General features: G+C 65.1%; 14 protein-coding genes. 9 read left to right on the top strand and 5 right to left on the bottom strand.

What is annotated here, in order from left to right; all coding sequences use genetic code 11:
* The first annotated feature begins 2 nt into the window (after window positions 1–2).
* From LWC34_RS56395 to LWC34_RS56370, 6 genes are all read left to right on the top strand, one after another.
* On the top strand, window positions 3–299 hold the full coding sequence (locus LWC34_RS56395) for a GNAT family N-acetyltransferase (RefSeq protein ID WP_233735193.1): 297 nt from the start codon (window positions 3–5) through the stop codon (window positions 297–299).
* Window positions 256–603: a GNAT family N-acetyltransferase gene (locus LWC34_RS56390; protein WP_308200335.1), complete on the top strand. Its 348-nt coding sequence runs from the start codon at window positions 256–258 to the stop codon at window positions 601–603. Before LWC34_RS56395 ends, LWC34_RS56390 begins: the two co-directional genes overlap by 44 nt.
* Window positions 590–1,339, top strand: coding sequence for a cyclase family protein (locus tag LWC34_RS56385; protein ID WP_233735191.1), 750 nt, complete (start codon window positions 590–592; stop codon window positions 1,337–1,339). The genes LWC34_RS56390 and LWC34_RS56385 overlap by 14 nt, the downstream gene beginning before the upstream one ends.
* Window positions 1,336–2,931, top strand: coding sequence for a thiamine pyrophosphate-binding protein (locus LWC34_RS56380; RefSeq protein WP_233735189.1), 1,596 nt, complete (start codon window positions 1,336–1,338; stop codon window positions 2,929–2,931). The genes LWC34_RS56385 and LWC34_RS56380 overlap by 4 nt, the downstream gene beginning before the upstream one ends.
* A 61-nt stretch (window positions 2,932–2,992) precedes the next feature.
* On the top strand, window positions 2,993–3,787 hold the full coding sequence (locus LWC34_RS56375) for an SDR family oxidoreductase (RefSeq protein WP_233735187.1): 795 nt from the start codon (window positions 2,993–2,995) through the stop codon (window positions 3,785–3,787).
* A gap of 172 nt (window positions 3,788–3,959) precedes the next feature.
* Window positions 3,960–5,108 carry a fibronectin type III domain-containing protein gene (locus tag LWC34_RS56370; protein WP_233735185.1) on the top strand — a complete coding sequence of 383 codons (1,149 nt, stop codon included), beginning with the start codon at window positions 3,960–3,962 and terminating at the stop codon, window positions 5,106–5,108.
* 61 nt (window positions 5,109–5,169) lie between these two features.
* On the opposite strand, the gene LWC34_RS56365 is transcribed toward LWC34_RS56370, so the two are convergent.
* The 3 genes from LWC34_RS56365 to LWC34_RS56355 all read right to left on the bottom strand — a co-directional run bounded on the left by LWC34_RS56365 (window position 5,170) and on the right by LWC34_RS56355 (window position 8,120).
* Complete coding sequence (locus LWC34_RS56365) at window positions 5,170–6,765, bottom strand: hypothetical protein (RefSeq protein WP_233735183.1); 1,596 nt, start codon at window positions 6,763–6,765, stop codon at window positions 5,170–5,172.
* Window positions 6,766–6,883: 118 nt separating this feature from the next.
* Window positions 6,884–7,642, bottom strand: coding sequence for an alpha/beta fold hydrolase (locus LWC34_RS56360; protein WP_233735181.1), 759 nt, complete (start codon window positions 7,640–7,642; stop codon window positions 6,884–6,886).
* 16 nt (window positions 7,643–7,658) lie between these two features.
* On the bottom strand, window positions 7,659–8,120 hold the full coding sequence (locus LWC34_RS56355; protein WP_233735179.1) for a GtrA family protein: 462 nt from the start codon (window positions 8,118–8,120) through the stop codon (window positions 7,659–7,661).
* Between the two features lie 79 nt (window positions 8,121–8,199).
* Here LWC34_RS56355 and LWC34_RS56350 point away from each other — a divergent pair, with 79 nt between their 5' ends.
* Genes LWC34_RS56350 through LWC34_RS56340 form a run of 3 tightly spaced genes read left to right on the top strand, consistent with a single transcriptional unit; the run spans window position 8,200 to window position 10,902 of the window.
* Window positions 8,200–9,105 carry an NAD(P)H-binding protein gene (locus LWC34_RS56350; RefSeq protein ID WP_233735177.1) on the top strand — a complete coding sequence of 302 codons (906 nt, stop codon included), beginning with the start codon at window positions 8,200–8,202 and terminating at the stop codon, window positions 9,103–9,105.
* A gap of 22 nt (window positions 9,106–9,127) precedes the next feature.
* Window positions 9,128–9,667, top strand: a complete 540-nt coding sequence (locus LWC34_RS56345) for a TetR/AcrR family transcriptional regulator (RefSeq protein WP_233735175.1) — start codon at window positions 9,128–9,130, stop codon at window positions 9,665–9,667.
* On the top strand, window positions 9,664–10,902 hold the full coding sequence (locus tag LWC34_RS56340) for an MFS transporter (protein WP_233735173.1): 1,239 nt from the start codon (window positions 9,664–9,666) through the stop codon (window positions 10,900–10,902). The genes LWC34_RS56345 and LWC34_RS56340 overlap by 4 nt, the downstream gene beginning before the upstream one ends.
* On the opposite strand, the gene LWC34_RS56335 is transcribed toward LWC34_RS56340, so the two are convergent.
* Both LWC34_RS56335 and LWC34_RS56330 read right to left on the bottom strand, forming a co-directional pair.
* The gene (locus tag LWC34_RS56335; RefSeq protein WP_235731566.1) at window positions 10,791–12,293 is read right to left on the bottom strand and encodes an amidohydrolase family protein; all 1,503 of its coding nucleotides are present in this window, start codon (window positions 12,291–12,293) and stop codon (window positions 10,791–10,793) included. The genes LWC34_RS56340 and LWC34_RS56335 overlap by 112 nt on opposite strands.
* A complete protein-coding gene (locus LWC34_RS56330) occupies window positions 12,278–12,730 on the bottom strand; it encodes an SMI1/KNR4 family protein (protein ID WP_233735171.1) in 453 nt (150 codons plus the stop codon). The genes LWC34_RS56335 and LWC34_RS56330 overlap by 16 nt, the downstream gene beginning before the upstream one ends.
* Window positions 12,731–12,741 lie beyond the last annotated feature (11 nt).

Genomic DNA, 12,741 nt, shown 5'->3' with positions numbered 1-12,741 from the left:
GAGTGCCGATCCTGTATGAACCACTTCTGCCCTCGGGTTCGTTGAAGGCGCTGACCCAGCCAATCCTCGCGATCGATGACCGGTTCGCCCTGCGGCCGTGGCGTGCCGAGGATGTCCCGGTAGTCCGGGCCGCGTTCGACTGGCCGGACATCCAACGCTGGCACCCCCGCCGGATGGACTCGGACGAGGAAGCCTTGGCGTGGATCGTCAGATGGAACCACGGCTGGCAGAACGAGACCGAAGACAAGCTGGGCGATCACCGACAACGACCGCGCGGTCGGCCAGATCGGGCTGCGTAGCGTCGACCTGGAGTCCGCAGTCGCCGAACTGACCTACTGGCTGCTGCCCGAAGCGCGGGGCGCGGGCTTGGCGGCCAGGGCCGTCCGGTTGATGACGACGTGGTGTTTCGAAGCGGCCGGCTTCCAGCGGTTGTTCTTGAAGCACTCGACGGCGAACATTGCTTCGTGCCGCGTCGCGACGACCGCCGGATACGCGCCCGAAGGCACCATTCGGGCGGCAATGTCGCACGTGGACGGCCTGCACGACGGACACCTGCACGCTCGGCTGCCAACCGACGAAGGGAACGATGATGGGTCTGCTTGATCAGCTTCGTGACGCGATTTCCACCGGCGGAGTCGAGATCATCGACCTGACCGCGCCACTCTCGTCCAGCACGCCGATCCTGCAGCTGCCCGACCCGTTCGCCAACACGATCCCGTTCCAGCTCGAAGAGATCAGCCGGTACGACGAGAAAGGCCCGGCCTGGTACTGGAACAACATCCACACCGGCGAGCACACGGGCACGCACCTGGACGTTCCCGTGCACTGGGTGTCCGGCAAGGACGGCCACGACGTGTCCCAGGTCCCGATCAAGACCCTGGTCGCGCCCGCGGTCGTGATCGACGTGTCCAGCGCAGTCGCCGGAAACGACGACTTCCTGCTGGAGATCGACGACGTCAAGCGCTGGGAGTCCGCGCACGGAGCCCTGCCCGACGGCGGGTGGCTGCTCGTGCGCAGCGGCTGGTCCGCGCGGCCCGACGTCCTCAACGAAGCGCGTAATCCGGGCATGTCGGCGGAGTGCGCTCGATGGCTCGCTGAGGAGACACCGTTAACGGGTGTAGGCGTGGAAACCGTCGGCACGGATGCTGGTGCGGCGCACAGTTTCGACCCGCCTTTCCCGTGTCACAACTACATGATGGGCGCGGGTAAGCACGGGCTCACCCTTCTGCGCAACCTGGAGACGCTGCCCGCGACAGGCACGATGCTCGTGGTGTCGCCGTTGCCGATCGTCGGCGGATCGGGCAGCCCCGCCAGGGTTTTTGCGATGGTGGAACGATGAACGTCGCTGAAATCGTCGGCAAGACGCTGGCGGAACTTGGTGTGGCGCAGGCATTCGGCGTTGTGGGCAGTGGCAACTTCGATGTGACGAACGCTCTTCGTGCCCATGGCGTCCCTTTTGTCGCAACCCGGCACGAGGCGGGCGCGGCGACCATGGCCGACGCGTACGGCCGGATGAGCGGGCGGGTCGCGCTGGTGTCCCTCCATCAGGGCTGTGGCCTGACGAACGCGATGACCGGGATCACCGAAGCGGCCAAAGCGCGCACGCCGATGATCGTGCTCACCGCGGACACCCCTGGTTCGGCTGTGTTGGCCAACTTCCGGATCGATCAGGACTCGGCCGTGATCGCGGTGGGTGCGACGTCCGAACGTGTGCATTCGGCGGAGACCGCGGTCGCGGACACCGTGCGGGCCTACCGGACGGCTGTGCACGAGCGCCGGACCGTCGTGCTCAACCTGCCGTTGGACGTCCAGGCCGCTCCTGCCGTCCCGGCGACGTTCTCGCCGGTCGAACCGTTGCTGCCAATGCGGCCCAACCGCAAGGCAGTCGAGGATTTGGCCGCGATGATCGAACAGGCGCAACGGCCGGTGTTCATCGCCGGGCGTGGTGCGCGTGGCGCGGCGAAAGAACTGCGTGAGCTGGCCGCGAAGACGGGTGCTTTGCTGGCCACCACGGCCGTAGCGCATGGGCTTTTCCACGACGACCCGTGGTCTTTGGGCATTTCCGGCGGGTTCTCGTCTTCGCTGGCCGCCGATTTGATCACCGAGGCCGACCTGGTCGTGGGCTGGGGTTCGGCGTTCACGAAGTGGACAACGCGCCGGGGCAAGCTGCTGACGGGCACGACCGCGCAGGTGGACATCGGCGGTCAGGCGCACCAGCCCGTCGATTTGGTGGTGCAGGGCGACGCCGGGCAGACCGCACAGGACGTGACGGAATTGGTCACTGTCCGCGAGGGATATCGCAGCGACTCCGTCCAATCCAGGCTCGCCGCTGGTCCAGGGTGGCCGGTGCCGGACCTGTCCACCGACACCCACATCGACCCGCGTGAGCTGACCGCTCGGCTGGACGAACTGCTCCCGCGTGACCGGCTCGTCTCGGTGGATTCCGGGAACTTCATGGGTTATCCCAGCGCCTATCTGTCCGTTCCCGACGAGTTCGGGTACTGCATGACCCAGTCGTTCCAGTCGATCGGGCTCGGTCTGTTCACCGCGATCGGCGCGGCGCTTGCCCGGCCGGACCGGCTGCCGGTCGCCGCGGTCGGGGACGGCGGGTTCATGATGAGCATCGCCGAGCTTGAAACGGTCGTCCGGCTCAAGTTGCCGATGGTGATCGTGGTCTACAACGATTCGGCGTACGGTGCCGAGATCCACCACTTCGGACACGATGCCGATTTGTCCACTGTAGTCTTTCCGGATCCCGGAATAGCCGAGATAGCGCGCGGTTTCGGCTGTGCCGCGCTCACGGTCCACGGTGTCGGCGACCTCGACGGCGTGGCAGAATGGGTGGACGGACCCCGTGATCGCCCGTTGCTGATCGACGCGAAGATCGCGTCTGATGGCGGGTCGTGGTGGCTGGCCGAGGCTTTCGGCTGAGGCCCCCGAGTGGCAAGAAGTTGACAGACGATAGGAAGTTGTCGCAACTAAAATTGAAAGTATGGAGTTCGGCGGCAGGCATGTCCTGATCACCGGCGGCGGTAGCGGAATCGGAGCCGCGCTGGCCGAACGGTTCGCCAAGGAGTGTCCGCGAGGGATCACCATCGCGGACAAGGATTTCGCAGGCGCGCAGGAGACGGCGTTCCGTGTGGACGGTCTTGCGATCGAAGCCGACGTCAGCAGGGAATCGGAGATCCTTCGGCTGATCGCGGAAGCCGAACAGCGCTACGGCGAGATCGACGTGTACTTCTCCAACGCGGGCGTCCCATTGCCGATCGGCGGCCTTGAGGTCACCGACGAAGGCTGGCAACTGCAGTGGAATGTGCATGTGATGTCGCACATCTGGGCGATGCGCGCCTTGCTACCCGCGATGATCAAGCGCGGCGAGGGCTACATGGTCAACACGGCTTCCGCCGCCGGCTTGATCATGACTCCTGGGGCGGCGCCGTACACGGTGACCAAACACGCGGCTCTGGCGCTCGCGGAGTCTTATGCCGTGATGTACAGCCACACTGGGGTTCGCTTCTCGTGCCTGTGCCCGGGGTTGGTCGAGACGCCGCTGATGCTCGCGGTGGACGACGATCCCGTCGGCCGAGCCGTCCGAATGGGCTTGGACAATCATGCGATGGCCCCGGTTGACGTGGCCGATATCGCGGTGCGCGGGTTGATTGAGGAACGGTTCTTGATCCAGACCCATCCCGACGACATCATCCCGGCGGCGAGGCTGAGGGCCGTGGACTCAGAGGTCTACCTGGAGGCCATGCAAGACCTGTGGAATGCGGCCCAGCAGAGTTAATGAGCCCTCGTGAGTGGTTACGCGGGTTAGAACGCGCATAACCACTCACGAGGCTGGACCAGCCTGTTGACAGGACTGGCATCATTCATTAGGAAAGTTTGTTAACTATCGCGGTCGCCGCCAATGCCCGCGCTCCGGGTACTGCCGCGCGTCAGCGAAAGGCGACACCTCCATGGGATTCCGAAAGTCCCTGGTCCTCTTGGCGATCGCGGCCACTGTCGCGACCGCCTTCCCTGCAACCGCCGCCGCCGCTCCGCCTGCTCCGACCAATGTCCGGGCGTTCAGTGTCACCGGCACCTCGGTCACGCTGGAATGGAACACATCGTCGGGTGCTTCCGAGTACGAAGTCAGATGGACCGGTTCGTCCAAGGTCATCGGGGCGACCATCCCGAACGCGGTCATCTCCGGTCTGAACCCGTCGACCTCGTACACCTTCCGCGTACGTGCCAAGGGGTCCAGCGGAACTTCGCCCGACTCCGCGCCCTTCACCCTGACCACCACGAGTGACCCGGGCGGTGGCAACGGCCCGGTTCGCTGGGGTGGCGCACGCTCTTCCAGCTACGGCATCAGCCCCTTCCCCAACTCGTGTGGCTGGGAGACGGCGACCAAGCAAATGGCCGGCTACTTCCCTGGGTCGACGCCAGCGAACGTCTGGATCGTCGGCAACATCTCCAACAACGGTGTGGCGCTGCAGTTCCCGCACCCTGGCGACGGCCGCAACTATGGCTCACGGATCAAGTTCGCGAGCAGTGACAAGCACGAGCCGTTCCTCGACTACTTCGACACCCACGGCATCAAGGTCTGGCTGCAGATCGAGTCCGGCTTCGCTGACATGCCAACGCTGATCGACCTCGTGCTCAAGCGCTACAAGCATCACCCGAGCGTGCTCGGGTTCGGTGTCGACGTCGAGTGGTTCAACCCGCGTGGCGCGGACCTCAACGACCCGGTCACGGATTCGCTCGCGCAGCAGTGGGAATCGCGCGTGAAGAGCCACAATGCGCAGTACACATTGTTCCTCAAGCACTTCAGCCCGGCGGCGCTGCCGAAGACCTACCGCGGCCAGATCGTGTTCGTCGATGACACGCAGTACTTCACCAATGTCACCGACTATGTGGCCGAGATGAAGGCATGGGCGGACCTCTACCACCCGAACCCGGTGCTGTACCAGATCGGTTACGAGGCCGACCAGGGTTGGTGGAGCAAGGAAGCCAAGCCGATCCCGCAAACGCTGAGCCGCAAGCTCAGTGGCGTGACGCGCCAGGCGCACGGCTTCGCCTGGGTCGACTTCACGTTGCGGGACGTACTGTCCACTTCGTGCTAGAGAACTCCTCGTGAGTGGTTACGCCGGTTCTAACCGGCGTAACCACTCACGAGGGTTGACCTCACATTTTGGCGGCGATCGCGGTCAGCACGCTGTTGCTGATCGCGCAGGGCTGCACGTTCGGGAACGCGGCGTTGGTGACCGAAATACCCCAGTAGCCCTTGGAAGTCTGCACAATGCCAAGGCATTCCGGGTCGCCGTTCGAGCTCGTGCCGCCCTCCTCAAGTCCTGGCTTTCCGCTGTATTCCTTGGCCACGGATCCCTTGCGCTTCGCAGGATCGGCGCTCATGCCGGAGGCGTCGTCGCCCCACACGATCAGCGCGATCATGACCGAGAGCTTCGAGGTCGCCCCTTTGTCCTTGTCCACCGTGAGTTCCGCGCCGCCTGCCTCGAACCGGCACGCGGCCTTGAACACGCTGTCCTTCTCCGGCGGGCGGCGGGTTGGCTTGAGGCCCTTGGAGTCACGGGCTTCCGGCGGGAACGCCTCCCAGCCGATCACCGTGCACGGGTCGGCTGGCGCGCCGACTTCCTGCCACGACTTGGGCGGGTTGAGGTCGCCGAGTTTGACCGCGCCCGGCGCTGGCTGACGAGCGGGCGGAACCTTCACTTCGAGCATCCGGCCGACGACCGTTTCCGCTGCGGCGTTCGCGGCCTCGCACGTGCCCGCATTGACCTCGATGACCTGGGTACGGGCCGGCTCCTGCCCCTTGGCCTCGTCCACCTTGACCATGGTATCCGCGCTGTACTGAACGGTGATCCGGCAGCTTGACCTCGACTGGGAGACGGCTGCGGGCTTGCCCTTGATCTGCGCTGGCTTGAAGCTCGTCGGGTTGACCGGGATCTGCTGCACCGGATCGTTGCCGAACAACAACGAGACGTCGATGTTCTGGCTCGGGGCCGTCTTGTCCGGCCGGTCGCCCTGCTTCGGCTGCACCGAGCAGCGATATGGCGCGGAGATCCGCACGTGGCCCTCGCCAGTGCCGAGCAGAGTCTTCGCCGCGATGCACGGGTCGATCGTGGCCAGCGGCAACGCGGGCGTGGTCTTGTGCTCCGAGCGCTTCGGCGGCGTCTTCCACCTGGCGATCGTGTCGGTCAGGTACTGCTTGGCCACGTCACACGAGGGCTTCGGCGGCTGCTCACTGCTCAGGCCGTGCCACGTCGTCTGCAGCGCGAGGCCGAACGTCTTACTCATCGGGGTGGTGTAATTGCACGAGGTTGGCCTGGACGAGAACTTGGTGAACTGCACCCCGGCGATGTCCTCCGCACCGTCCGCGCCAACCGGCACGCCCGCGATGACCTCGAACGACCAGGTCTCCTTGAGATCGTTCTGGCCGACGCTGACCGTGCACTCGTTGAGCAGGTCGCCGGGGGCGATCGAGTTCAGCTCGGGGCCTTCGGAGATCTTCTTGATCACTTCGAGGTCGAGCATCGCGCACGGGTCGATCTGGCGAAGGGCCTGCAGGACCGGGATGTTCTCCTTCTCGTAGTCCGCGACCGGGTAGTCCGGTACGTACGGGGCCTCAGCCTGTGGCTGCTCGCCGCCGGTCGCCCCTTGCTCGCCGAACAGGTAGGCGAACTTGTTGCCGTCCCCGCCGCACGCGGTCAGCAGCAATGCACCGGCACACAACAGAACCGTGAGTCGTCCCCCGCTGGACACTGTTCCCCTCCACATCGGACTCAAACCGGCCTCATCGTGGGGCCCGGCTGCTCAGTCCGCAACTCGGCGTCTCACGGTAACAGCGTCAAGGCCGCGCCGTGGCCGAACCGGCAAATCGTCACCCCACCAGGTCACAGACTCGTTTCACGGCGTGCAGGACGGCGTCCGGCCGGTCGATGTGGATCAGGTGCCCAGCGCCTTCGACGACCTCGGTACCGGGGTGGTCGCGCAGTAGTTCGCTCCACAGTGTCTCGACGCGCTGGCCGTCCTCCGCGGACAGCCTGAACTGTCCAATAAGGACACCGGGATCGTGTACCAGGTTGACCACGTGGATGTCCGGAAACGGGCCGAACTCGTCGAGATCACACGGGATGTTCCGCTCGTACTCGGCCAAGGCGTTGTCGTAGACCTCGACGCGATTCACGTACTGCCAGATACTGTCAACAGCGGGATGCCCCTGATAGTTCTTCAGCAGAGCGGATTTGAACAGCCCGCCGAGCTTGAGCCTGGTGAAGAAACGGGCGGTCCGCATGCGCATGCCGATATCCGACCCGCTGTTACGAAACAACTTCGCGGGCAATTCCGCCCAGAGCCGGTCGTTTCGGGGATGCACGGGATCGAGCAGAACCATGCCACTCGGGGTGATCACGCGGGCGATCGCGTCGACGTAAAGGCCGCCTTGGGAATGCCCGACGAGCACAATCGGTCCGTCAACGCTCTTGAGCCTGTCGACCGCCTCATCGACGATCGCCTTGATGGCCGTTGCCTGCCGTTCCCACACGATCACATCGGCGAACTCGCCGATCCGATCACGCAACGGCCACCATTCAGCTGGTGCGAGCGCCAATCCGGGCACGATGAAAACAGTGATCCCCACAGGGGAACACTAGTGGTCATTTACGGAAGACCACCCAGCGCATTGCGGCGTACATGTAGACGGCTTCGCATGCCCCAGCGGCCAGTCTGGCGATCCGGTAGTCGACGCCCAGAGCGGCGAGACCGCTGCCGACCCCGAGGATCCACGCGAGATAGTTGATGACGACAACGACGACATAGATGCCGAACTGCGGGCCAACTGGCGCGTGCGACCGGAAGTTGAACGCCCGGTTCAGGAAATAACTCAGCGCGAAAGCGCATGCGTACGCGATCGTGATACTCAACCAGAGCACGACGTCGAGCACGCCGTGCAGCAGGAAGAGCAGCAGCAGATCGACGCCGAAGGTGAAGCTGTTGATGACGGCGAAGCCGAGCAGGCTCGGTGGCACGATCCGGCTGAGCCCGAACGGGAGGCGGGCGGCGATCGCGGCCATGACGTTGTTGAATTTGCGGCCCCGCTCGACCGCGGTTGTCTGCACGCGGGCAGCCTGGCAAGAACAGATGTCGAAAAGGCGACTCAGGATCAACGTGTTTCGAAACTCATGAGAGGGTGCAGCCATGATGATCATGGTCGCCGGTGGTAGCGGCCTGCTCGGGCACCACGTGGTGCAGCAGGCCCGCCGACGCGAGCACGAAGTAGCAGTGATGGCACGAACCCGCAGGTCAGGCGTTGATCACGCGGTCGACCTGTGCACCGCGAGCCACGACTCGTTAACCGAGTTATTGGCTGGCTACGACGCGGTGGTGTTCGCGGGCGGCGTGCTGGATGAAGGTCCTGCGCATGTTGAGGACCGTCTGCGTACCGGTTATGTGGATCCGGCCGTGAAGTTTGTGCGTGCCGCAAGGGACGCGGGTTGCACCCGGGCGGTGTTATTGGGCTCGTATTTCGTGCACTTCCAGCGTCTTCACCCGGAATGGCGGTTATCCCGGCACCCGTATGTGCGGGCACGGTTATCGCAGGCGAACGAGGCCCGTGAAGTTGCCGGGTCAATGTCGCTGGCGACTGTTCAGATTCCTTATGTGTTCGGTGTGGCACCCGGTCGAGTGCCTGAATGGTCGACCGTGTGGGTGAAGTGGTTGCGCTCCCCCTTCCCTGTGGTCGTTCCCACCGGCGGCACAGCCGTCGCCAGCCTCAAGGCCATTGGCGACGCGACTGTGACGGCACTCGAAGAGCAATCGAACGCCGATATCCCAGTCGCTGAGGAAAACCTGTCGTGGAAGGAGTTGATCCTTCGAATGGCGGCCGCCTCTGGCAAATCACCCGCGGTGCGTGAGGTTCCGACGCACGTGCTGCAGCGGATGGCCCGGTTCGGCGGCGCGGTGGCGAAGCTGACCCGCATGCCCGCTCAGATCCTGGATATCGGGTATTTGGACGACGTGTACCGGCACGAGATGTACCTGGACCTCACGGCGCCACGCTCTTTGGACGCGGAGATCGCGGAAACCGTGCACGCAAGACGGTGAACACTCATGTACACTTCTGAACATGAGTGTTCACTCGATCTTGGATGTAGCCACCGCCGTGCTGCTGGCTGACCCGAGTGCCTCGCTGGGGGACGTAGCGAAAGCGGCCGGGGTCAGCCGCACCACGCTGCACAAACGCTACGCCACCCGGCAGGACCTCCTCGTCGCGTTGGCGCACGATGCCTACGACCGCGTCGACAAGGCGATGACCGACGCGCAGCTCGACGTGCCCGGCAAGGACGTCGTCGAGGCGCTTGAGCGGGCGATCACGGCCCTGATCCCATTAGGGCCGCGGATCGAGTTCATGTACCGCCAGATCGGCCTCGACGACGTGCCCGACCTCCTTGCCCGCTACGAACAGTCCGGCGAGCCGCTGCTGCGGCTCATTCGGCGTGGCCAGGAGGCTGGCAAGCTCAGGACCGACGTGCCGGACTGGTGGATTCTGTCCACGTTGGACGCCGCGTTCTACACCGCGTGGGAAGCCATCTCCCTCGGCAAGCTCGCGCCGCTCGACGCGCCGAAGCTCGTGATGAAAACCGTCATGCAGGGCCTCGGGACATGATTGCGGTCATCGGCTTGCTCAGCGCCACCGGTCTTTCGGTCGCGGGCAACGCGATCACCGGTATCGCCATCCCGTGGCTCGTGCTGGAACGGACCGGGAGCCCAGGGCTCGCCGGTCTGCTTGCCGCTGCCGCGCTCGGTCCGTTGGCACTGTCCACATTGTTCGGCGGCGCGCTGATCGACCGATGGGGACGCCGGCGACTGAGCATCATCGCCGACATCTTCAGCGCACTCGCCGTGGCCGCACTACCCATTTTGGACAGCACGCTCGGCCTGAACACGGCCCTCATCGCGATCCTTGTCGCGCTCGGCGCATTGTTCGACGGGCCCGGTATGGCGGCACGGGAATCACTGCGGCCAGACGTGGCAAGGCACGCGAAGATCCCGCTTGAACGGGTGAACGCGTGGGGCGAAGCGATCGAAGGTCTCGGGAACATCGTGGCACCAGGGCTTGCCGCATTGTTCATCGCGCTTGCGGGTGCCACCAACACGTTGTGGGTCACGGTCGGCATGTTCTTCGGTGCCGTTGTCCTCACGCGACTGACGGTCCCGCGTGACACAAGGCATGCCGCCCCGGATCACTACTTCCGTTCCGTGGCAGAGGGTTTCACGTTCGTCTGGCGTCAGCCGATTCTGCGTGGCGCCGGTTTGTCGGCCATGCTGCTGATCCTGTTCGTCGCCCCGATCTCGATCGTGCTGACGGCACAGGCCCAGAGCATGGGCAACCCGGGGTTGCTTGGCTTGGTCATGACCATGTTCGGGGTCGGCGGCATTGTGGGCGCCATTGTGTACGGAGCCATCGCGACCAAGCTCCGGCGTCGCCCGGTTCTCCTGTGGGGCCTGGTGATTACCGGGGTCGGGCTGATGCTGTTCGCGTCGGGCATTCCGATGGCTGTGCTTGCCGCGCTCGTCGGCGTCGCGGCCGCGCCGATCAACCCGATCACGGCCGTCCTGATCCAGGAACGGACGCCGGAACGGTTGCGCGGCAGGGTGATCGGCAGTATCGCGTCGCTCGCGTTGATCGCCGGGCCAATCGGGGTGTCGCTGACCGGCGCGCTGCTCGAAGGAGCGAGCGCGGGTCTCGCGTTCGTCCTGATGGGCGCGGGCTGCCTGCTCGCCGCTCTCTACTCGGCGTTCGCACTGAGGGACATCGAGGCGCGAACCGGCCTGCCCGGCAACGAATCCAGTACCAGCGACGAGTCACGGACCACAAAGGAACCGTTGACGAGTAAGTGAACCACGCCGACCGACGGCCGCACACCGTCCACATAGGTCGCTTGGTCAGCGATCCGAACAGGGTCGAAAACCAGTACATCCGCGTCACTGCCCGCCGTGAGCCGTCCTTTACGACACATGGCGGGCACCGCTTTCTCCAGGATCTGCGCGGGAATCAGTGAACACCGCGCGATCGCCTCTGGCAGCGACAGCAATCCGCTTTCCCGCCACAAAGTCCGCAATACCTTGGCAAAAGTCCCCGCACTGCGCGGATGTACAAGGGTCCCAGGCGGCAACGGCCAGGTCATCGGTGGCGGCGGCTGTCCTGGCCACGTCAACGGCACTGCGTCGCTGGCGATCGCGCCGCCCGGATAGGTCAGGGCGCGCTCCAGATGCTTGTGGTCAACCGGATTCGTCTCGTCGAGGAAGTACACCATCACCAACGCGCCGGGATCCGCGGCCCGCAACTCCAGCAGGCGTTTCTCGTCGGCGATCCGCTCGCCCGTCGCGACGACCACAATGTCGCTCGGCTTGAGGTCTGAGCGCTTCAACGCTTCCGGGGCAAGGAAAGCCGCGCCGATCGCGGTGGATCCGGCGCCATACGGGTAGGCCTCGACCGACACGGGCGCGCCCTCGGCCTGTGCCTTGTCCAGGAGTGTCCGCACCTTCTCGATGCGCCGCGCCGAGGTGCTGTTGACGTGGCAGTAATGCATGTGCGCGCCGGTCTCGCCAGCGGCCCGGATGATCTCCGAGGCGCCGTCGACCGGGACGCCCGGGTCGACCTCGATCAACGGGCGCGCGTGGGTGTACGTGGGCACGCCCGCTTGCGCCGCGAGCCCCGCGACCATCACGAACTCGTCGGGATCGACCTGTGGCGCGTACCCGACCAGGATCCCGATGCCGAGCGCGCCGTCGGCCAGATCCTGGTACAGCCGTTGGAAGATCCGCGCCCGCTGCTTCACCGAAGCAGGTACCTGCCAGGCCGGATTGCCCAAATGCTTGAGGATCGCCTGCAGATTCGGCGCAGGCGTCGCACCGATCAGCTCGATCATCCTGGCCAGCGCCCACGAGGTGGCGTAGCCGTAGTTCAGCGGCCGTCCCTGAGACGCGGCATGCGCGTACGCGGCAGCGACAGTCGTGGTGCCTGCTTCGAGTTCCAACGCCGTGGTCACGCCGTCCAACGCTTGCAGGCGTTGTTCGGGAATCGCCTGGCCGTGGCTGTGCAGGTCGATGAACCCAGGGCACACCACCAGGCCGGACACGTCGATGCGATTCGAGCACTCGAGCGGCGCGGTCGACACCGACACGACCCGGTCACCGGCGATGCCGACGTCCGCGACCTCGTCGAACCCGCTCTCCGGGTCGATCACCCGGCCGCCGGTCAGCACCAAGTCCACTAGCGTACGTCCCAAGTCAGCACACCATCATCATCGCTGATCTCCAGCGGCGATGTGGCCAGCTGAGCCAGATACCCCACCAATGTCGCAGCGTGGACGGCACCGGTCTCCATATCGACGACCTCGCCGGACAGCGCCACCGCGAGCGACTCGCCGCCAGCGTCCAAAGTGAACGGAACACGCGGCTCCTGCCAGTCCTGCCACAGCTCAAGAGCGTCGGCGATCGGCACGAACCTGGCGCACGGGAACAGATCCGTAGCGCCAGGCAGTTCACTGCGCCACGGTTCGAGCTGGCCGTCGCTGATCCGGTAGAGGTCCAGCAGTTCGCCCTGGATGCCAGTCTTGGCACTGAACGCCGCGATGTCCTGCTCGGACGCGCCCGGCTTTGTCATCGCGCGTGCCGCGAAACCATGGGACTCCAGCACGGCCAACCAGTTCTCCCACGCCTGCATGGGCCGCACTG

It is taken from the genome of Kibdelosporangium philippinense (assembly GCF_021390435.2).
GTDB classification, from domain to species: Bacteria; Actinomycetota; Actinomycetes; order Mycobacteriales; family Pseudonocardiaceae; genus Kibdelosporangium; species Kibdelosporangium philippinense.
This window is presented reverse-complemented; position numbering and strand designations above follow the sequence as displayed.